Below are 20,435 nucleotides of genomic sequence, written 5' to 3' on the forward strand. Positions count from 1 at the left end.
GCTAATTCCATTAGGGCCTGCAGGCGCATACCGACCTGCGAAAACGGGCCGGACATAAGCGTGCTGCCTTTACCTGAAAGCCAAAAATCGCAACACTGTTTGCAATCCGGGAGGCGTCCACATAAGAACTCCCTACAAACGGCTTCCGCGCGCCACGGTGAAACTGCCCGAACGGGACAAGGCGCGGGGCACAAGGAGCGGGACTACCCGTTCCGCTTCGTTGAGGAGCGGTTCTGAGCCGTCTTGATCCAGGTCACAGCCAGGTCCGGCAACGGTGAGACGCTGAGCGTATTTCCGTGCACGGAGTTCCCGACGTGACCTGCGATGAAATCTCGCCTGAACCGCAAACGCGACCTCCACGCCGCCGCGACTTGCATAACGAGGGAGACGGCAAATGAGTGTCGGCTGGCACAAGGCAGGGCTCGCGGGCGTCGATTCACATGACGGCCCCGCTGCACAGCGCGCGTGGTCGCACGCCCGTTGGGTTTTGCTTGCGGGCTGCCTGATTGCCATTCCGGCTTTCTATGTCGAACTGCTCGCAACGTCGAGTTCGATGCTCCTGACCGCACGCGTACTCTACGGCGCCATGGCGGTGGCGTGCGCGGCCGCCGTTGCGCGAACCGCATGGTCGAGCCGCAAACCAGCACGGTTTCTGGATCGCAATGCGTTCGATGTGGCGATCGCTTGTGGCGCGCTCGTCAGCATGATGGGCGGAGCGAACCCCTGGTCTTCGATCGAATGGGTGCTCAGACTCGCGTTGATGGCGATGATTGCGCTGCGTATCGTCGTTGCCCTGAGTTCGTATTTCGAACTCAACCGGCTCGCGCTGCTCCCGCTCGCAGGCGGGATCGTTCTGTTACTTGGTGGTGCGGGATTTTACGCGCTGGAGCCGCGGGTGCACAGCTACGCCGAAGGACTGTGGCTCGCATTCGAAAGCAGCGCCACAGTAGGCTATGGCGACATCGCGCCTACGACGCCCGCCTCACGTGTATTTGCCGTGTTCGTCGTGCTGCTCGGCTACGGCATGCTTTCGCTGGCATTTGCCGGCATTGCCGCGTGGCTGATCGGCAAGGAAGAGCGGCGCCTCAGGCGCGAGATGCATCGGGATATCAAGACCCTGCATGCGGAAATTGTGTCGCTGCATCGCGAGCTGGAAGGGCTGCGAGATACGCTCGCGCCGAGCCGCAGCGGTTCGCAACGAGGAGACAACGCGGCCCGACAGATCGGAGCCGGCTGATCGCGCGAGACGTGGCGTGCCACCGCATCGTTCTTTCCTCGTCCCGCCTGCCCGACGCTCGCATGGTTGATTCAGATCAATCGCCGCCCTCCCTAGCCAACGCACAGTAGTACGGTTGACGCCGCCGCCGGGCCGTACCGCGCACGGACGGTCCGACAAACGAAGAGCGCCCCCACCATGACCGATTCCGCTGTTAGCGACGCCGACTCATTTCATGTGAGCCGGGCAATCCACCGGGTGCCTGCGCATGCCACGGAGTGCAGGCAGCCGGACGACTCGCCCGCCGATCAGTGGAACCGTGCAGCCCATGCGAGTCTGGCCGCGGCGACATTCGGCCTTTCGCCGCTCGCGCTCATGCTTTCGGCGTTCGACTGGGCGGGGCACCTCGCAGTCTCACCGGGAAAATGCTTCGACCTTGCTACAAACAGCTGGCTACCGGCAACGTTTCCATCGCGATTGCGCCCTACCGGTGACGAAGCGCAGGAGGGCGGGATGACGGTGTACGCTGGACTTGCCGACCCTCGTTTCGCATCCACCGCATGGTCGAACTGGCCATTCCGGATGTACCGTGATGCGTTTCTGGCGATTGAGCGCTGGTGGCGCGAAGCGACGCGCGGGGTTCCGGGCGTCGAGCGGCACCACGAGGAGCTGGTCGGCTTCGCGGCGCGTCAATGGCTCGACGCGTGTTCGCCAGGCAACTTCATCGCGACCAATCCAGAGGTGTTGCAGGCCACGGTGCGCAGCGGTGGCGCCAACCTCGCTGCGGGCATGCGCAACTGGCTTGATGACGCGAACGCCATGGCCGACACGCTGCGAGGCGCGCGAGCACGCGTGGCACAGCCCTGGACTCCGGGGCGAGACGTCGCGGTGACGCCAGGTCGCGTCGTCTGGCGCAACGAGTTGTGCGAACTGCTGCAATACGCGCCCACGACACCGGATGTTGCGCGCGAGCCGATCCTGATCGTGCCGTCGTGGATCATGAAGTACTACATCCTCGACCTGCAACCGCACGACTCGCTGATCCGGTTTCTGGTCGAACAGGGTTACACGGTGTTCGCCATCTCGTGGCGCAACCCAGGCCCGGAAGCGCGCGATCTCGGCCTCGACGACTACTTGCGCGACGGGTTCCTGGCGGCGCTCGAGTCAGTTCGCACCCGGTGCGGCGAGGCAATCCACGCGGTCGGGTACTGCCTCGGCGGCACGCTGCTCGCGATCGGCGCGGCGGCGCTCGCACGCGACGGGCGGCGCGACTTGCTGTGCTCCATCACGTTGCTGGCCGCACTCACCGATTTCAGCGAGCCGGGCGAGCTTGGCTTGTTCATCGACGCAAGCGAACTCGCCGCGCTCGACGCGCTGATGTGGCGGCAGGGCTATCTGGACGGCGCGCAGATGTCCGCGGCGTTCCAGTTGCTCAACGCGCGCGATCTGATCTGGTCCCGCATGATGAGCGAGTATCTGCTGGGCCGGCGCACGAAGCCGAACGACCTCATGTCGTGGAACGCCGACACGACGCGCATGCCGTACCGCATGCACAGCGAATATCTCACGCATCTATTTCTCGACAACGATCTCGCGGCGGGACGCTATTGCGTGGACGGACAGCCGATCGCACTCTCGGACATCGAAGCGCCGATGTTCGTCGTCGGGACCGAGCGCGATCATGTTTCGCCGTGGCGTTCGGTCTACAAGCTGCATCTGCTCACGCACAACGCGCTCACGTTCGTACTCACGGCGGGCGGCCACAACGCTGGCATCGTGTCCGAGCCGGGTCACCCAGGGCGTTACTTCCGATGCGCGACGCGCGAACCCGACGCGCCGTACCGCAGCCGCCATGAGTACGTGAGCGACACACCCGTGATCGACGGTTCGTGGTGGACCTGCTGGTGCGACTGGCTGCACGAGCACTCGACGGGCGAGGTTCCGGCGCGCACGCCGGAGGCCGGGCTTGGGCCGGCGCCCGGTGAATACGTGCTCGAAAAATGAACGCGCGCAGCCAGTCAGCGGGCAAGTGGTTCGAGGTCAAACGCAGCCGGGCGGGCAGGTAATGCCATGGAGCATCATGCCGAAGTATTGAGAGGAATGCGCTGGTACCCGCGCATGCCAGGCTGGCGCGACGTTGCGGCCGTGGTGCTGGTATTCGGCACGATCGTGTTGCTGGGCGAAGGCGCGCGCCAGATGACCGGCCCGCTGGCGGGCGGCCACGGAGCCTCGATCGCGCTCTCGCCCGCGGCGCTGCCGGGCTATACGCTGCGCACCGTGCTGCGCATGCTGATCGCACTCGTCGCTTCGTTCATCTTTACGTTCACATACGCGACGCTCGCGGCAAGGAGCCGCCGGGCGGAGCGCATCCTCATCCCGCTGCTCGACGTGCTGCAGTCGGTGCCGATACTCGGCTACCTGTCGTTCACGGTGGTGTTCTTCATGTCGCTCTTTCCGGGCAACGTGCTGGGCGCCGAACTGGCCTCGATTTTCGCTATTTTCACGAGCCAGGCGTGGAACATGGCGTTCAGCTTCTATCAGGCGCTGCGCACCGTGCCCTCCGATCTGGACGAGGCGAGCCGCAGTTTCCGTCTGTCCGGGTGGCAACGGTTCTGGCGGCTCGAAGTGCCGTTCGCGATGCCGGGGCTCGTATGGAACGCGATGATGTCGATGTCGGGCGGCTGGTTCTTCGTGGTGGCTTCGGAGGCCATCTCCGTGGGCGACGTGCAGGTGGCACTGCCCGGCGTGGGGTCGTGGGTGGCGCAGGCGATCATGAAGCGCGATCTCGCGGCGGTGGGTTGGGCGATACTCGCCATGAGCCTCGCGATCATGCTTTACGACCAGTTGCTGTTTCGCCCGCTGGTGGCCTGGGCCGACCGGTTTCGTTATGGCGATATCGCGGCGCAGGCTTGCCCGCGCAGCTGGCTGCTCGACCTCTTTCATCGCTCACCGTGGATGCGGCACGCGTGCCGCCCGGCTGGCGCGGCGCTCGCGCGCGCCGCGCATTTGCGGCTCTCGCCCGGAGCAGGTTGGCGCGGCTTCGCACTGGCAAACGGGCCGTTTTCGCGACGCGCCGGCGAAGCGGTCTGGTTCGTACTGTGCGCTGCGGCCGTAACCGCTGCGGCGATCGCCGTGCTGCGCTTCGCTGCGCCGGCTCTCGGATGGGCCGACGTGGTCGATGCAGCACGCAACGGCTTGCTCACGTTGCTGCGAGTCGCGGTACTCATAGCGCTCGCCTCCGTGATCTGGGTTCCGGTGGGCGTGGCGGTGGGGCTTCGCCCGATGCTCGCGGCCTGGGTCCAGCCGGCCGCGCAATTTCTGGCCGCCTTCCCCGCCAATCTGCTGTTCCCCGTCGTCGCGTTCTGCATCGTGCGCTTCAGGCTCGCCCCGGAGATCTGGTTGTGCCCGCTGATGATCCTCGGCGCCCAGTGGTACATCCTCTTTAACGTGATAGCCGGCGCTACCGCCTTGCCGAGCGATTTGCGCGAGGCGGCGAGGAGCCTGCGGCTGCGGCGGCGTGCGCGGTGGCTGCAGGTGCTGCTGCCCGGCATCTTCCCGTATTACGTGACGGGCGCGCTCACGGCGAGCGGCGGTGCGTGGAACGCGAGCATCGTGGCCGAAACCGTCAGCTGGGGCACGACCAGCCTGAGCGCAGGCGGCCTCGGCGCCTATATCGCGCAGATGACGGCAAGGGGAGACTACCCGCGCATCGCCCTCGGCATCGCCGTTATGTCGATCATGGTCGTCGCTGCCAACCGTTTGATCTGGCGACCTCTCTACGCCTTTGCTGAGCGCCGTACGCGGCTTGCCTGAACGCTTTGCCATGGAAATTGCCCCAATGCCCGACGCCGCACGCTCCGCGCTGGCACTTGATGACCCGCTGCATGGTGACTCCGCTGCGCCGGTGCTCGAACTCGACCACGTGGGCATGGCGTTCGCGCGGCCCTCCGGCGAACCGCTGCCGGTGCTTGTGGATATCGACGTGACGCTGCGCGAAGGCGCAATCCTCGGCCTGCTCGGGCGCTCTGGGTCGGGCAAGTCGACGCTCTTGCGCGTAGCAGCCGGCCTCGCGCGGCCGACTTCGGGCCGCGTGCTGTACCGAGGCGCGACACTCGCGGGTCCCGCCGAGGGCATCGCCGTGGTGTTCCAGACCTTCGCGCTCTACCCGTGGCTCACGGTGCTCGCCAACGTCGAGCTGGGGCTCGACGCATCGGGACTCGCGCCTGGCGTGGTGCGCGAGCGTGCGATGTCCGCTATCGAGATGATCGGGCTCGACGGCTTCGAATCCGCGTTTCCGCGCGAACTTTCAGGCGGCATGCGCCAGCGTGTGGGTTTTGCGCGGGCGCTGGTGAGCGAGCCGAAACTGCTGCTGATGGACGAGCCGTTTTCGGCGCTCGACGTGCTCACCGCCGAAACGCTGCGCAGTGACTTTCTCGACCTGTGGACCCAGCGGCAAACACCGATCAAGGCAGTGCTCATGGTCACGCACAATATCGAGGAAGCGGTGCTGATGTGCGACCGCATCCACGTGCTGGGCGGCCATCCGGGCCATATCGAGGCGACGCTGAACGTGCCGCTGTCGCGCCCGCGCAACCGGCTTGACCCGGCTTTTCGCGCCATCGTCGACACGCTGTATGGAATCCTGACCGCTCGCCTCGCGGAGTCCGCCAACGGCTCGGGCACTGTGCGCGGCGCGTTTGGACTGCGACTGCCGGCGGTCTCGAGCCATCGTCTTGTCGGATTCCTCGACGCGCTCGCGGCAGCCACGCACGACGGCCACACAGAATTGGCCTCGATGGCCGCGGCGCTGATGCTCAAGCCCGATGAGCTCTTTCCCGTGGCTGCGGCGCTGCACCTGCTGGCATTCGCGGAGCTGCAGGAGCGCACGATCAAGCTCACTGCGGCTGGACGCATGTTTGCCCACGCCGACGACAGCGAGCGCAAAAAGCTTTTTCGCGAACACGTGGTGCAGTTCGTGCCGCTCATCGCCCATATCCGCGAGGTCCTTGACGAACGCGAAGGGCACCGCGCGCCGCGTGCGCGTTTCGAACTGGAACTGGAGGACCACCTGCATCGCGCCGATGCCGAGACGACCCTGCGCAGCGCGATCGACTGGGGTCGGTACGCCGGATTGTTCAGCTACGACGATCACTCGCGCACGTTTGGCGATTGAATCTGCCAGCCTGGGCGGTACTTGATCGATGTCAAATCTTGCGGCCTCACCGCCGCTCATCATGAGACAGGTGTTGATACCGTCACGGCCACGCCGGCCGTCGTTCCGAACATTCTCGGAGGGAACATGAAAGCACTGGTCTACAACGGCCCGGGCAAATTCGCAGTCGAATCGCGGCCGATGCCCGCCTTGCAGGGACCCGGCGACGCGATCGTCAAGATGTCGAAAACGACGATTTGCGGCACCGATCTCCACATTCTCAAGGGCGACGTGCCGGGTTGCGAGCCGGGCCGGATTCTCGGCCACGAAGGCGTGGGCGTCGTGCATGAAATCGGCAGCGGCGTGTCGACGCTGAAAGTCGGCGATCACGTGCTCGTCTCGTGCATCTCGAGCTGCGGGCAGTGCGAGTACTGCCGGCGCGGCATGTATTCGCATTGCAAGACGGGCGGCTGGATACTCGGTAATCGTATCGACGGCACGCAGGCCGAATACGTGCGTACGCCGCACGCGCAAACGAGCCTGTACCGGATTCCCGACGGCCTCGACGAAGCCGCGCTCGTGATGCTCTCCGATATCTTGCCGACGGGTTTCGAATGCGGCGTGCTCAACGGCAAGGTCGAACCCGGCAGTACAGTGGCCATTGTCGGCTCCGGGCCGATCGGGCTGGCCGCGCTCCTGACCGCGCAGTTTTATTCGCCCGCGCAGATCATCATGATCGATATGGACCCCAACCGCCTGGAATGCGCGAAGAAGTTCGGGGCGACGTCATGCATCGATCCGCGCGCAGGCGACGCCGTGGATGCGGTGATGAAGCTCACGGATGGTGTGGGCGTGGACTGTGCCATAGAGGCAGTCGGCGTACCTGCGACGTTCGAACTCTGCGAGCAGCTCGTGGCGCCGGGTGGCGTGATCGCGAACATCGGCGTGCATGGCGTACCGGCGTCGCTTTTCCTAGACAAGCTGTGGGACCGCAACGTGGCGATCACGACCCGTCTCGTCGATACAGTGAGCACGCCCATGCTGCTCAAGACCGTGTGTGCCGGACGCATCGATCCCAGTCGGCTGATCACGCACCGCTTTGCGTTCGAGGACGTGCTCAAGGCCTACGAGACGTTTTCACACGCGGCCGACACGCAGGCATTGAAAGTCATCATCGAGATGTGATTCACATGGGCAACCGGGGCATCTCCGTTGCAGAGCGTCTCGCGCCTCGCGTGCGCCGGCTCGTCGAAAGCCAGAGCTATGTTCAGGCCGACGAGGACGCGGCGTTTCTGCGACGCCCGGAAATGTGCGGTGTGCGGCTCCAGCTCGACTACTGGAAAACCGAAGAGCGGCTGCAGCAACTCGGCATCGCGCATACCGTGGTCGTCTACGGAAGTACGCGCGTCGCGAGCCCGGCGCAAGCGCGCAAGCGGCTCGCCGCGGCGCGCCGTCTCGCCGTGGCCGATACAGACGCCGCACAGCAACGCGAACTGCGCGTGGCGCAAGCGCTCCTTCGGCGCAGCATCTACTACGACGTCGCGCGCAAGTTCGGTACGCTGGTCGGTCATGCGCCGGGCACCGACAAGCTCCCCAGGCTCACAGTCGTGACGGGCGGCGGCCCCGGCATCATGGAGGAGGCCAACCGTGGCGCGTTCGATGCCCGCGTGCCCACGGTGGGGATGAATATCACCTTGCCGCACGAACAGTTTCCGAATGCGTATCTAACGCCGGAACTGTGCTTCCGCTTTCACTACTTCGCCATTCGCAAGCTTCATTTTCTGGAGCGGGCGAAGGCAGCCGTCTTCTTTCCCGGCGGATACGGAACCTGTGACGAACTCTTCGAAGTCCTGACGCTTCTGCAAACGGGAAAGATCGCGCCAATCCCCGTCCTCCTGGTGGGAGAGACGTGGTGGCGCGGCGTAGTCAACTTCGATGCTATGGCCGAGGCCGGCATGATCGACCCTGACGATCTTGCGCTCTTTCGCTTCTGCGAATCAGCTGAGGATCTCTGGGACGCAATACGCAACTGGTATGGAGAAGAGGGCTGAGGCGGCATGTCCGACAGTCCGATGCAAGGAGAGAGAGATGAACTGGCTTACCGACTACTTCGCTCAACGCACACCTGAACTGTGCCTTTCGCTCGCGGCATGGCCACCTCTGCGCCTCGGACCCGAAGGTCCAATACCACAATCGCCGCGCTGTCTGCCGTATCAGGGAGCAACGCTGGTTTACCGGCCTGCAGGTCGGGTTTCCCACGGCGAACAGACCATCGAGTTGCCGGCGTGCTATGTGATGCGCAGTCCCACGCCTTCGCAAGCGACAGAATGGGCACGCAACGCGGATGGCGCGGTCTTTTTTAAAGCGGTAAAGATTTTTGCGCCGTCGTGCTACAACCCAGAATTTCTCGTCTCGATCAGCAACTCGTTCTCCTTCGTTCCGGTGTTTTCGGTCGACGGCGCCCCCGGCTTTTTTGGCTCGTGCATGGCGCGCGCCAACCACGACAGAGATATTGCACATGGAACTGCCGTGGTCCTTCCAGGGTTACATCACGATCTAGCTCGTTCACGAGCGCCCATGCGCAGGAGTGCATCAGCATGAACATCATCTTTTCCGACCGGTCGCCGCAGTATGACGCCAGCCGGCTCGCGTTGACCTTTCCTGCCACGGCCGGCGGCACGCGCGTCGAATGCGCGATCACAGCGGAGGCGCTCGAGGACCATTTCGGCGCCGCATCCCTGCGGGAAACGGATTTGCGCGGCGCGTTCCTTGCCCACCGGGCCGCGATAGAAGGGGCAGCAGCTCGCATGATCGAGGCGACGCAGTCCGAAGCGATCACGCCCCACAGCGGCTACTTCCGCATGTACAGGGATTCGGACGATGCCGTGAAAACCCGTCCGCAGTGAGGCCGTTCGCTTGATTCAAGTCAATGCCCGCAGCCCCGCAAACGTTAAATTGAATCACATCGGGGCGTTGGCCCTTAACGGAGGACCTCATGCAAGCATCAGACATCATGACGACGGACGTCGTTACCGTGCGCCCCAATGCGTCGATTTTCGAGGCGGCAACGCTGCTCACCGAACATCACATCAGCGGCATTCCGGTCGTTGACGATGACGGAGCGGTCGTCGGTATTCTCAGCGAAAGCGATCTGCTGCATCGCGTGGAAACCGGCACAGGCAAGCCGCAGCGAAGCTGGTTTGGGGAATTCCTCCATTCGACACGAAAGCTTGCGGGTGAGTACCTGAAGGAAAACGCGGTGAAGGTGGATGACGTCATGACGGGCAACGTCGTTTCGGTTTCGCCTTCCACGCCGCTCAGCGAAATCGCCGACGTACTCGAACGCCTTCATATCAAGCGTGTTCCCGTACTCGATCAGGGCAAGCTGGTGGGTATCGTAAGCCGTGCGAACCTGATACGCGCGCTGGCGAACGCCGCGCGGCCCGACCAGGCGGCCCTGGCTTCGGACGAAGCCATCCATCGCAGCGTCATGCACGCGCTCGATGGACATCGCTGGGCAATGGCGGCGGAGAACGTCGTAGTCAAGGAAGGGATCGTGCACTTCTGGGGTACGGTAAACTCGGAAGAGGAGCGCAAGGCGATACTCGTCTCAGCGGATCGTGTGCCTGGCGTCAAAGGTGTCGAGGATCATCTCGGCTACCCGGTCGTGTTCACACCGATGTAAGGAAGGTGGGTGCCTCCAGGCGCGGTGAAGGCTGGGCCAGCAACACGACTGGCCCAGTCGTTTTCCTCCTCAGCCGTCACGGGGCTTCTCGCTTGAGGAGAAGATAAGGAGACGACTCGGACGACAATGCCCGGAGCGACGTCGGCAAGAACGTGGATCACGCGCGGCTATCCATCCGGTCATTCACGCCGGTATGCTGAGCTTCGCCTGCTCTTCCTCGTCAGACGCCGCCGTACGGGCAGGTACGAGCAACACGGGACAGCACGCGCACCGCAGCACGCGCTCGGCAACGCTGCCCAGCATGAGGCGGCGCACACCACGGCGCCCGTGTGTGCCCATGACGATCAGATCGGCATGCCAGTCGGCCGCCGCCTGCTGGATACACTGCGCGACGTCTTCCGCAGGGAGTTCGACTTCAACCGAGCGCGATAAGCCTTTCACGCCTTGGTGCGCCATGCGAGCATCCGCGTCGGCACGAATCACGCGCCCTTCCTCGGTGTACGCGTCGCGCACGATCGAAGGATCGTAGCCGGGCACGTCGTACGCAATGACGGGCAGGTCGACCACATAGAGCGCCTGCAGTTGCGCGCCGGTGTCGAGCGCCAGCCTGATCGCGGCGTCGAGAGCGTGTGAGGCGGTCTTGCTGCCGTCGAGAGCGACCAGAATGCGTGAGTACATGGTGAGGCTCCAGTGGAAGCTGATCAGAGTCGAGTCGAGGTATGTCAATGAGACATGAGCACCGGCAGCGTCATCGTGGCAAGGATCGAACGCGTCGCCCCGCCCAATACGAGTTCCTGCAGGCGCGCGTGCCCGTATGCGCCCATCACGAGCAGATCGTAGCCGCCATCGGCCGCATAACTGAGCAGTGCATCGCCAGCGGATTCGGCTGCGTCACGGTCGAAGCGGGTGATATCGACCGTCGTCGCGCCGTGGCGCGCAAGCATGGCCGCAAGGTCGGTACATGACGCCTGCGATTCGGCGGGCGTAAAGGTCGTGGAAGCGGCCACGATGTTCACGTGGGCTGCCGACGCAATGAAAGGCATGGCGTCGTGAACCGCGCGAGCGGCCTCGCGGCTTCCGTTCCAGCCCACGAGCACGCGTTCGCCGACCGACTCAAAGCTGCCTGCGTATGGCATCAACAGAACAGGGCCGCCCGCGCCCAGAAGCACGGTCTCCGGAAAGTGTTCGGCAATATAGGATTCCGGGTCTTCCTGGTCGGTTTGCCCGAGGATCACGAGGTCGGCGGTCCGGCTGCGCTGCATGACCGCCGTGACCGGGTCGCCCTCTGGAGTCACCCAGGCGCCTTCGACCTGCGCTCGCGCCAGTTCGGCGCGAAAGAGCCGTTCGATCGCGCCGCGCTGTTCGCGGCGCAGCTTGCGGTGCGTGTCGTAATAGTCGGCCGTGCCAGCCATCACGTAGAACTCGCGCGGGTTCGGCTCGAACGCCGCGAAGAGTCCATCCAGATGTGCGCCGAACCTGCGGGCCAGCTTCAGCGCAAGCGAGAGTCGAGCGCTCGCGCGCGCGCTCGTATCCATATGCACCATGATCGTCTTGTAGCTCATCGTGATCTCCAGCGTACGGGGTGGTCGCGCCGCCCCCCTCGGGGCGGAGAACGTGATTCGAGTCTAAGAACGGAGCGCTCACGACGATTGATTTGAATCAAGCATCTGTGCACGGATGAACATGGCGCCCGTGGATTTCAAAAAAACGGAGACATTGAGGCAGATCAATCAGAAAACTCAGTTGCTGCCTAGATTGGGTACAGCGCGACTCATCGCAGGGTTGTGCGCACAAAGGACTAAAGGAGGCAATGCAATGAGCAATCTCACACGTTATGACCCGTTTTCCATGGAGCCTGTTTCGGACCTCTTCCAGGGGCTGTTTCGACCGATGCGCGGGATGCTCGCCGCCGAGGAAAGCGAACTCGCGGCGATCAAACTCGACGTCACGGAGAGCGAGAAGGCCTACACGGTAAAGGCCGAACTACCGGGTGTGGACAAGAAGGACATCGACGTAAAAATCGAAGGGAACGTGGTTTCGATTCATGCGAAGGTCGAGCGCAAGACCGAGCAGAAGGATGGCGAGCGCGTCATTCGCCGCGAACGCTACAGCGGGTCGTTCGCGCGCACGTTCTCGCTTGCGAGCGACATCGACGAAGCCAGCGCCAATGCGCAGTATCAGGACGGCGTGCTCTCGCTCACGCTGCCGAAGAAGGCAGCCGCAGAACAGAAGCGGCTGCAGATCCAGTGAGCGCCTGAGGTTTTCGAGACAGGGGAGAGGGCGCGTCGATCGGGCATGAAAGCACGGCGCGCGCTGTTACGGCGCAGGGGCATTGGCTCCGCGCCTTCTTTTTTGCGTTTGTGCAGCCCGGCTTGCGCGCGGCGCAACGCGTAGCGAGGGCATGAACGAGAGGAGGCAAAAAATGAAACGACCGACTGCCGCGGCCGCCAGTATGCAGCACGTTGCGCCTTATTCACGCCTCTATGTCTTGTTCACCGGAATGGAGCGCGTAGCCTCGCTGCTCGACTACGTAGCGGGGTGGGCAGTTCGTGGCGCGCACGTACGGCTTGCGGGCCTCGCACCTTCGGCTCTGCTGACAGATCCGGATCAGCGGGCCGCGCAGAACTTTTCCACACGGATCACCCTGGCCGCGACCCTCGAAGCCGCTCGCGAACTGCTGGCGCTACGCGGAATCGAGGCGGACTGTGAATTCCTCGGCACCGGGCCGGACAACGCGGCGCGCAACGAGGCGCTGGCTCGCGCGGTACGCGGCTGGAAGGCGGACTTGACGATCGGGGCGCCGGCCAATCCTGTCGCGCTCGCGGGCGAAACCGCATGCCCTGTGCTTCTGCTTCCAACGCCCACCGCGCGACACTGTTCGGTGCCGCCACGGCGTGTTTTCGTTGCGAGCGATGCAAGCGCAGCATCGGCTTGCGCCGTGCGTGAAGCGGCGAGGCTGGCAGGACCGGGCACGGCAGTGCGCGTGGGATACCTCGCATGTGACCCAGCGGCCGCGCAGCATCCCGAAGACTTCGACGCGGCCATCCTCGAAGCCCAGCACGATGGCGAGTCAACGGCGCACGCGATCATTCAGGCAGCGCTGCAGTGGCGCGCGGATCTGCTGGTGCTCGGCACGCGCGGCGGCCATGAAGGCGGCCGGTGGCGCTACGCGAGCGTCGCCGCCGACGTGGCGCAGCGAACGGTGTTGCCGCTGCACCTTGTACCGCAGGGTTCAAGAAACTCGATGCTGGCGTGAGGGTGGATCCGGGGCGCGGCCACGCATTGTGCCGCATTGTGCCCCTATGGTCTTTGGTCAGTTGAACTGGATACGAAAATGGAACGCCCATCGAAACCTTTCCAGCGCCTCATGGTGACCGCCGAAGGCGGAAGTGGCCTTGCTGCGCTCGCGGCATTTGCCTGCCGCCTTGCAGATCGTGATGCGCCGATCAGTCTCGTCGAACTCATCGCCAACCCCGCCTCCCTGATGCCCGCGCACCAGTTGGGACTGCCGCAGGGCGCCGGGACACACGCGGCGATGCTCCGCCGGGCACAACTCAACTTGAGCGATTCCGCGACCGCGTTGGCACTCGAGCGACGCGAACCGGACGTGCAACTGCTTGATCTCTCGGTGCTGCATACAACCGCGCCTGTCGCCGTTGCGCGCGCTGCCGACGCTTGCGACGCCGATCTGGTGGCGCTCGCCGCGCATCACCCCGGGCAGCACTGGGCGTGCAGGCTTGAGCCAGAGGAAATCGCGTACGCGACGCGCCGTACGTTGCTGTATGTGCCGTCGCAGCTGCTTGCCTTGGAGGAACCGCCTCTTGCCCGCGCGCTGATTGCCGTCGACGGAAGCGCAAGTGCCTACGCCGCCCTTCAACTTGCGGTTGGGTGCCTGCCGGCGGACGTGGAATTACGCGTGATCTACGTCGTCGAACGCACTCTCCATGTGGGAGGGCGAGAACTCGACCATCTGTTCGAAGACGACCGCACCACTGCGCTTGCACGTGCAAAAGCGCTCGTAGCATCCTGCGGCGCCCGGGTATCGCTTGCGGCGCTGGCAACGCATGTCGAACTCGACGACGTCGCCAGCACAATTCTGCGCGAGGCGCGTGGCTGGGGCGCTGATCTGCTCGTCATCGGGTTGCAGGGGCGGCGTACGCGCGCGCAGGCGCTGCCCGGCAGCGTTGCGTCGCACGCCCTGCGTGACGCCCTGTGCCCGGTTCTCGTTTCGGCGCCAGCGATCCGTGCAACAGATCAGGCGATCGTGACGCGCGCATCGCATGGGGCAGGTGTTGGCAGTGAAACGTCGGTGCACTCTCGCAGCGGCACGCGTGAGCGGCGCGCTACGCGGGCGTTCGGTAGCACACCGCTGTGAGCGGCGCGAGTCAGGTTGATGTGCGTCAATTGGCTTCAGCTACCCGGTCTTATCCTGAATTCAATCCCAGATCCAGTCGATCGCCATCACGCCCCAGGGGAACGGAATCATGTCACTTAACGGCCATATCGATTCGGGCGCCTGGCGCGTCCAGGCACTCGCGTCGCCGGCCCCGCAAGGTGGTTTTCGCTGCGAAATTTGTGTCACGCACGGTCCGCAGACACAATGCTTCTCCCACGCCTTTGCGCATCACCGCGTGTTCGAAACTGAACGGGAGGCGGTGCTCGAGGGGCTGCGCGAAGGCATGGTGTGGATCGATCTGAAAATCCGTCACGCGTTTGACGTGTAGTCAGGCACGGTCGATGGCGGCGACGAGCCTTCGGGCAGCAACAACGCGGATTTCTGAAGGGGCACGGTGATGGGACTCGGGATGCAAATCGTTTATCTGGGTTTCCCCGGTTCGGCTACCCTCGAGGCGGAAGCCGGCGTTCAGTTGTTGCGCCTCGAGCGGTTCAGCGGCGTGCTGGCAGGCTGTCATCTCGCGATCGAGCGGGTGCACCCCTTGCAGCCAGGAATCCGCGAGCCGGCCTATGACGTTCGTCTCGACCTCGTTTCAGCTTCGAGGGAGCTCGCGCCGCTTGGCCATTGCGAGGGTGACGACCCTGTGGCCGCCATGCGCGCGGCGTTCGACGCGGCCGAGCGCCAACTCGGTTCCGCTGCGCCCCCAAGCGCCTTTTGCCGAAACGGTGCTGGGCGCCGCGACCACTGAGCAATGCTGCGTCTCAAGAGGAAGCCCGATCAGACTTCATCAGCGAAGAGGCCATCCTCTGGTTCGGGCGCGCTCTCATCGACACATTGCACGTGCCAGCGTGCATCGAGCGGCTCGGCACGCATGCGCCCACGCCAGTGCACGGCACCGCACTCGCCTTCAAAGGGCCCTTCGCTCGCCCCGAGATTCAGGCCCTCCAGCGTGCAGACCTCGCGCTGGTCTTCACACGCCAACAGGCTAATGCCGTCTGGCGACGGGGAGCATCGCCCCCATTCGGAAAGACTCACACCTGCATGTCCTTCGCGAGACCATTTGTTCGCTTTGGTGTCGATCCAGACGATCGCGTAAGCGGAAGGATCGACCCGGTCGAAGCTGTCGAGATGGACGGTAACGCGCATGGAGATGCTCCTTTCTGCAATTATTGGCTCAGTACCCATTGAACAAGCGTACTCGCGTCCTGGGCCGAGACGGGGCCGCCACGGTCGGCGGGGAGGGGCATGGGCATGTCGCCCCAGTGCGCCTTGCCGCCGTGCCTGAGTTTTTCTTCGAGCATGGTGCTGGCGTTCGGCTTGTCGCGGTAGCGCTCAGCGATCTGGTGAAACGATGGCGCGAGAAATGGCGCGTCGGATGTGTGGCAGAACATGCAGTGCTGCTGATCCACGAGTTCAGTGGGTTCGGCGAGTTGCGCATGCGCAGCAACGGCATACAACGCGACAGCGCAGACCGCCGCGGAGTGAATCAGGATCTTGCTAACCCGGTCATGGAAAGACGGAATCACCAGAATGCAAGTGGCGGGCGTGGGAGTGCGTGACATCGAATGTCTCCTCGAGTGCGGCCGGGAGCGGAAGGCCGTCGGCCAGATCCATGGTGTCATCGGGGCCTCTTTTCCCTTTGATATGTGTCAATCGCCAGGCGAATCCGGCCGCGGGCGCTCGCACCAGGATCTCTTAAAAGAGAGCGGTGCCGGGTGCACTTCAGCGACGAGGCTTGCTGTGCCAACACCGGGCGGCGACTGCGACGTCGCTTGTTGCTTCACACACGCGCAAGTCCCTCCAGGTCGACGATGCGGACCTGCTTGCGGTTCGGCTCGACCAGGCCTTCGCGCTGAAAGCGCGAGAACATCCGGCTCACGGTTTCGAGCTTCATGCCGAGAAAGCAGCCGATTTCCTCCCGGCTCATCTTCAGGTTGAATTGCGCGCCGGAGTAGCCACGCGCCTGGAAGCGCGCTGCGAGGTCGAGCAGAAACGCGGCGAGGCGCTGTTCGGCGGTCATCGTGCCGAGCAGCATCATCAGGCTGGATTCGCGGACGATCTCGCCGCTCATGAGCTGATAAAGATGGCGCTGCATGCGCCGGCTCTCGCGACAGAACATTTCGAGCTGGCCGAACGGCATGATGCAAACCGTGCTGTCTTCGAGTGCAATGGCGTCGCAATTGTGCGTGCCGGAGCAAACGCCGTCGAGCCCGAGCGGCTCGCCCGGAATCTGGAAGCCCGTGACCTGCTCACGTCCGTCGCGATGCATGACGACCGTCTTGAACGATCCGGTCCGTACGGCGTAGAGGCTCTGGAAGGTGTCGTGCGCACGGAACAGCGTCTCGCCTTGGTGCACGTTGCGTGTGGTGAGGACCACGTCGTCGAGTCTCTGGAGTTCCGTGGACGTGAGGTCCGGCGGCATGCAGACCGCACGTAGCGAGCACGTCGAGCAGCGCGTAGCCGGCTGGCGCGGCGCGGCTTCGCGCACGGCCGGCTGCAGCGGCACGACGGGCCAGTGGGGGGCCGGCGGCGTGGACAGTGAGGAATCGCAGGCAGGCTCGGCATACATGATCGTCTCCGGTTCAGCGCGAGGGGACGGCGCGCTGTTTCACTAACGTTTCAATGGCTTTGCAAGCGGCGTCGAATTCCGACGTCTTGTCGAAGAAAAAGTGGGCTCCCGCTCTTTGGCAGGCTGCGCGAAACGGTGCGCCGGAGTGGTTCGTCAGCACGACCGTCACAACCGAGGGTTGCTCGCGGCCAAGCAGGGTGAGCAATTCGATGCCGCTGCCGCTCGCGAGCCTCAAGTCGACCACCGCGACGTCTGCACCGCTTTGCGCGATGCCGGTCAGGGCGCTAGCCGCATCCTCGGCTTCGCCAATCACGGTCACATCGGGAATGGCCGACAACGCTTCGGCGATTTTCCTGCGTACTGCAGTCGCATCCTCGACGAGGAAGACCTGCAGGCGCTGGTGAACGGGACTGGCTTTCATGTAGCCAGTATCGGCAACGCCGTCTCAAAAAAATATCGGCGGCGATGGAAAGTGACGTACGCGGAACGGAAGGCGTGTAGGGCGATTCCTACAGTCATGCGGCAATCGGCCGCGACACCTGAGGTGTCAGGCTTCGTCGGGATCGTCGATGAGCTTGTGCCGCATCGCGTAGCGCACGAGCGCGGCTTCGTGCGGCATCTGCATCTTTTCGAGGATGCGCACCTTATAGGTGCTGACAGTCTTCGCGCTCACGCAGAGTTCCTGCGCGATTTCGGTAATGGTCTGACCGGCCGCGATACGCCGGAACACCTCAAACTCCCGATCTGACAGTCTTTGGTGGGGGAGCGTGTCGGCGGGCTCGTTCAGGCTTTGGGCGAAGCGCTCGGCCATCGTCATGCTGATATAGACGCCGCCCCCGGCGATTTTCGTCACGGCGTTGACCAGCTCCGTGCTCGCGCACTCCTTGGTGAGATAGCCCGAAGCGCCCGCCTTGAAGGCACGCACCGCGTATTGCTGTTCGGCGTGCATGGTCAGCACAAGAATGCGCAACTCGGGCTTTTCGTCCTTGATCTGCTTGACGAGGTCAACGCCGCTACGCCCCGGCATCGAGAGGTCGAGCACCAGGACGTGGGCGGGGCGCTCGCGTACGAGCGCGAGGGTGGTCGAGCTGTCACAGCCTTCGCCGACGATTTCGAACTGGATGTCGCGCGCGCTTTCGAGAATGCGGCGCAGTCCGTCACGCATGAGCGCATGGTCGTCGGCAATGATCACTTTGATCATGATGCGGCCTCTTCGGGGAGGAGAGCATGAAGTGCGAACGTGATCGTCATGGCAAAACCCTTGCCAGGCGCGGTATCGATTGAAACGGTGCCGTCCAGCATGCGGGCGCGCTCGCGAATGCCGATGAGGCCAAACGATTTGTCCCGCAAGGCGTCGCGCTGTCTGTCGGCAGGGTCGCCGGTCGCGCCGAGGCCGTCGTCGGCAATGCGCAGGACACAGAGTGGCCCGTCCACCTTCAGCGTAATCTCGACGAGATTCGCGTCGGCATGACGGGCGACATTGGTCAGCGCTTCCTGAACGATGCGAAAGAGTGCAGAGGAGGCGTCGTTCGAGAAGTTCGTGGCGTCCGCGTCCAGATCACTCTCGACGGCGATACCGTAGCGGTTCGTGAAGTCGTTCGCCAGCCACTCGATGGCCGGCACGAGGCCGAGGTCGTCCAGCATGACCGGCCGCAGGTCAGCCGCGATGCGCCGCAAGGACCCGACCGTCGAATCGATCAGGTTGCGCATGCCTGCGAGGCGCGCTGGGACGTCGGCGGCATCGTCCTCACCGAGCCGGTGCTCGAGGGCGGAAAGATCGATCTTGAGCGCGGTGAGCTGCTGGCCGAGGTCGTCGTGAAGCTCGCGCGCGATGCGTGTTTTTTCGGCCTCACGCACATTCTGCAAATTGGCCGACAGTTCCCGCAGTTCTTCGCGCGAACGCTTGAGCGCCTCTTCCGCGCGGACGCGTTCAGTGATGTCGCGTAGCATGACCGTGAAAAGCTTGCCCGAGTCGTCACGGATCTGCGAAATCGATGCCTCGATGGGAAACTCCTCGCCATTGGTTCGCAACCCGTGGAGCACCCGTTGCGGGCGTCCCATCTGGCGCTCGGTGACGCCGGTCTCGCCAAACTGTTCGACATGTTGCACGTGTGCGGCCCGGAATCGCTCGGGAATGAAACGCGAGAGCGGCGAGCCGATCGCCTCCATGGCGGACAGGCCGAACACCTGTTCGGCGGCTGGATTGAAGATCACCACGCGCTGGGTCTCGTCGACGGTGACGATCGCTTCCATCGACGAGCGGATGATCCCCATCATGCGGGCTTCGTTGAGACGCGCGTCGCCTGCGACCTTCGGTGGCGCCAGGTTTGCGCGCATGAGGCGTTGCGCGAGAAACGCGATCACGGCGGCCCCGAGCAGCCCCGCGAGCAGAATGGCCGTGGCGCAGGCGGCTGCGCCCGTAAGCAGCGGACTTGCGTCGGCACTGACGTCGAGCGCGAGCGTTGCCCCGCCAAACACGAGCGAATCGCTACGCCGGAACCGCTGACCGGGCAACACCTCGTCTTCTTCGCCGCGCCCACTCGTGTAGAGGTGCAAGGCAGGAGTACCGATCCGTGCGCTGATCGCAAGCCCAGGATCGGCGGCAACGAGCGGTGCGAAGAGCCGCTGTGCGTCCAGCACGGCAACCGCAAAGCCGATGACCTTCTGCGCATTGCCTTGTGTATCGGGTGCCGTCTCGTAAACGGGCAGCCAGAGCGTGAGAAGCGGTGGCGCATTGGCCAACTCCGGCACCGCTGCGAGCGCTGCGTTGCCGGTTCCGGCAGCGTAGCGGCGCGCGGCACGCGTCGCGACGGTCTCCGCGAATGCGTTTGCGGGGACAGTGGCGCTCAGCCCTGCCCACTGCGTCGTGACGTCGCCGCTTTCGGCTGCGCCCGCCAACGGGCCGGCGTGGGGAGTCACATAACCGAGCGCGGTGATCGCCGAACAGGAGTTGTTCAGATCGATCGCTGACACGAAGTGCTTCCAGGCTGCCGGATCGGGGCCAGGCGATTGCTCGAGCACGGCGCGTGCGCCGCGCAAGATAGCCTCGTTGGCGACCAGCGCCTGCGTCAGTGTTTCGTGTAGCGCCGCCGCGCGCCGTGTGAACCGCTGTTCCGCCGCCGCTTGCCACTGTCGCGTAACAAACGTTGCAACGACGCCGGCCAGCGCGAAGGCCACGACGAATGCCAGCACGGCCGAGACGACGGGATCGCGCAGGCGCGCGACAATTGCGGGCCCCGCGCCTTGTCCAGCGCGCATGTGCCGGTCAGCGCCCGCGCTCATGACGTTTATCCGGGGCGCAATACTTGCGCGAGATCGATGCGTAGGCCGTTCGCATATGAAGTGTCGACTTTAATGGGAGGGACGACGTTATCCCGTGTGAGGGATGCATGCCCATTTTATGAGCCACTCGAAACG

General features: G+C 64.2%; 22 protein-coding genes. 14 read left to right on the forward strand and 8 right to left on the reverse strand.

Annotation, left to right across the window (positions count from 1 at the left end; all coding sequences use genetic code 11):
- The first annotated feature begins 394 nt into the window (after positions 1–394).
- The 9 genes from AB3X99_RS37765 (at position 395) to AB3X99_RS37805 (ending at position 10,053) form a co-directional block, all read left to right on the forward strand.
- Positions 395–1,237, forward strand: a complete 843-nt coding sequence (locus AB3X99_RS37765) for a potassium channel family protein (RefSeq protein WP_368619891.1) — start codon at positions 395–397, stop codon at positions 1,235–1,237.
- A gap of 237 nt (positions 1,238–1,474) precedes the next feature.
- A complete protein-coding gene (locus AB3X99_RS37770; RefSeq protein ID WP_368619944.1) occupies positions 1,475–3,220 on the forward strand; it encodes a PHA/PHB synthase family protein in 1,746 nt (581 codons plus the stop codon).
- Positions 3,221–3,286: 66 nt separating this feature from the next.
- Positions 3,287–5,029: an ABC transporter permease gene (locus tag AB3X99_RS37775; RefSeq protein WP_368619892.1), complete on the forward strand. Its 1,743-nt coding sequence runs from the start codon at positions 3,287–3,289 to the stop codon at positions 5,027–5,029.
- Positions 5,030–5,054: 25 nt separating this feature from the next.
- Complete coding sequence (locus AB3X99_RS37780; protein WP_368619945.1) at positions 5,055–6,389, forward strand: nitrate/sulfonate/bicarbonate ABC transporter ATP-binding protein; 1,335 nt, start codon at positions 5,055–5,057, stop codon at positions 6,387–6,389.
- 126 nt (positions 6,390–6,515) lie between these two features.
- Positions 6,516–7,553 (forward strand): zinc-dependent alcohol dehydrogenase family protein, encoded by a 1,038-nt coding sequence (locus AB3X99_RS37785; RefSeq protein ID WP_368619893.1) that lies wholly within the window; start codon positions 6,516–6,518, stop codon positions 7,551–7,553.
- A 5-nt stretch (positions 7,554–7,558) separates the two neighbouring features.
- Positions 7,559–8,419: an LOG family protein gene (locus AB3X99_RS37790; RefSeq protein WP_368619894.1), complete on the forward strand. Its 861-nt coding sequence runs from the start codon at positions 7,559–7,561 to the stop codon at positions 8,417–8,419.
- A gap of 37 nt (positions 8,420–8,456) precedes the next feature.
- Positions 8,457–8,969, forward strand: a complete 513-nt coding sequence (locus tag AB3X99_RS37795) for a hypothetical protein (protein WP_368619895.1) — start codon at positions 8,457–8,459, stop codon at positions 8,967–8,969.
- Positions 8,966–9,274, forward strand: coding sequence for a DUF1488 domain-containing protein (locus tag AB3X99_RS37800; protein WP_368619896.1), 309 nt, complete (start codon positions 8,966–8,968; stop codon positions 9,272–9,274). Before AB3X99_RS37795 ends, AB3X99_RS37800 begins: the two co-directional genes overlap by 4 nt.
- An 89-nt stretch (positions 9,275–9,363) precedes the next feature.
- Entirely contained in the window at positions 9,364–10,053 is a 690-nt protein-coding gene (locus AB3X99_RS37805) for a CBS domain-containing protein (RefSeq protein ID WP_368619897.1), read from the forward strand.
- 183 nt (positions 10,054–10,236) lie between these two features.
- Here the strand turns inward: AB3X99_RS37805 and AB3X99_RS37810 are convergent, their stop codons facing one another.
- Positions 10,237–10,731 carry a universal stress protein gene (locus AB3X99_RS37810; RefSeq protein WP_368619898.1) on the reverse strand — a complete coding sequence of 165 codons (495 nt, stop codon included), beginning with the start codon at positions 10,729–10,731 and terminating at the stop codon, positions 10,237–10,239.
- Between the two features lie 44 nt (positions 10,732–10,775).
- Positions 10,776–11,615: a universal stress protein gene (locus AB3X99_RS37815; protein WP_368619899.1), complete on the reverse strand. Its 840-nt coding sequence runs from the start codon at positions 11,613–11,615 to the stop codon at positions 10,776–10,778.
- Positions 11,616–11,868: 253 nt separating this feature from the next.
- Here AB3X99_RS37815 and AB3X99_RS37820 point away from each other — a divergent pair, with 253 nt between their 5' ends.
- From AB3X99_RS37820 to AB3X99_RS37840, 5 genes are all read left to right on the forward strand, one after another.
- Positions 11,869–12,303, forward strand: a complete 435-nt coding sequence (locus tag AB3X99_RS37820; RefSeq protein ID WP_368619900.1) for an Hsp20/alpha crystallin family protein — start codon at positions 11,869–11,871, stop codon at positions 12,301–12,303.
- Between the two features lie 172 nt (positions 12,304–12,475).
- Positions 12,476–13,309 carry a universal stress protein gene (locus tag AB3X99_RS37825; protein ID WP_368619901.1) on the forward strand — a complete coding sequence of 278 codons (834 nt, stop codon included), beginning with the start codon at positions 12,476–12,478 and terminating at the stop codon, positions 13,307–13,309.
- A 111-nt stretch (positions 13,310–13,420) separates the two neighbouring features.
- Positions 13,421–14,428, forward strand: coding sequence for a universal stress protein (locus tag AB3X99_RS37830; RefSeq protein ID WP_368619902.1), 1,008 nt, complete (start codon positions 13,421–13,423; stop codon positions 14,426–14,428).
- A gap of 109 nt (positions 14,429–14,537) precedes the next feature.
- Positions 14,538–14,777, forward strand: coding sequence for a UDP-glucose 4-epimerase (locus tag AB3X99_RS37835; RefSeq protein ID WP_368619903.1), 240 nt, complete (start codon positions 14,538–14,540; stop codon positions 14,775–14,777).
- 69 nt (positions 14,778–14,846) lie between these two features.
- Positions 14,847–15,197 carry a hypothetical protein gene (locus AB3X99_RS37840; RefSeq protein WP_368619904.1) on the forward strand — a complete coding sequence of 117 codons (351 nt, stop codon included), beginning with the start codon at positions 14,847–14,849 and terminating at the stop codon, positions 15,195–15,197.
- 29 nt (positions 15,198–15,226) lie between these two features.
- Here the strand turns inward: AB3X99_RS37840 and AB3X99_RS37845 are convergent, their stop codons facing one another.
- The 6 genes from AB3X99_RS37845 to AB3X99_RS37870 all read right to left on the reverse strand — a co-directional run bounded on the left by AB3X99_RS37845 (position 15,227) and on the right by AB3X99_RS37870 (position 20,300).
- Positions 15,227–15,595 (reverse strand): DUF3564 family protein, encoded by a 369-nt coding sequence (locus AB3X99_RS37845; protein WP_368619905.1) that lies wholly within the window; start codon positions 15,593–15,595, stop codon positions 15,227–15,229.
- 20 nt (positions 15,596–15,615) lie between these two features.
- Positions 15,616–16,011, reverse strand: a complete 396-nt coding sequence (locus AB3X99_RS37850; RefSeq protein WP_368619906.1) for a c-type cytochrome — start codon at positions 16,009–16,011, stop codon at positions 15,616–15,618.
- 218 nt (positions 16,012–16,229) lie between these two features.
- Entirely contained in the window at positions 16,230–17,018 is a 789-nt protein-coding gene (locus AB3X99_RS37855; protein WP_368619907.1) for a helix-turn-helix domain-containing protein, read from the reverse strand.
- A gap of 13 nt (positions 17,019–17,031) precedes the next feature.
- A complete protein-coding gene (locus AB3X99_RS37860) occupies positions 17,032–17,439 on the reverse strand; it encodes a response regulator transcription factor (RefSeq protein WP_368619908.1) in 408 nt (135 codons plus the stop codon).
- A gap of 126 nt (positions 17,440–17,565) precedes the next feature.
- The gene (locus AB3X99_RS37865; protein WP_368619909.1) at positions 17,566–18,219 is read right to left on the reverse strand and encodes a response regulator; all 654 of its coding nucleotides are present in this window, start codon (positions 18,217–18,219) and stop codon (positions 17,566–17,568) included.
- Complete coding sequence (locus AB3X99_RS37870; RefSeq protein ID WP_368619910.1) at positions 18,216–20,300, reverse strand: PAS domain S-box protein; 2,085 nt, start codon at positions 20,298–20,300, stop codon at positions 18,216–18,218. Before AB3X99_RS37870 ends, AB3X99_RS37865 begins: the two co-directional genes overlap by 4 nt.
- Between the last annotated feature and the right edge of the window lie 135 nt (positions 20,301–20,435).

The organism is Paraburkholderia sp. BR10882, assembly GCF_040948855.1.
Lineage (GTDB): Bacteria > Pseudomonadota > Gammaproteobacteria > Burkholderiales > Burkholderiaceae > Paraburkholderia > Paraburkholderia nodosa_A.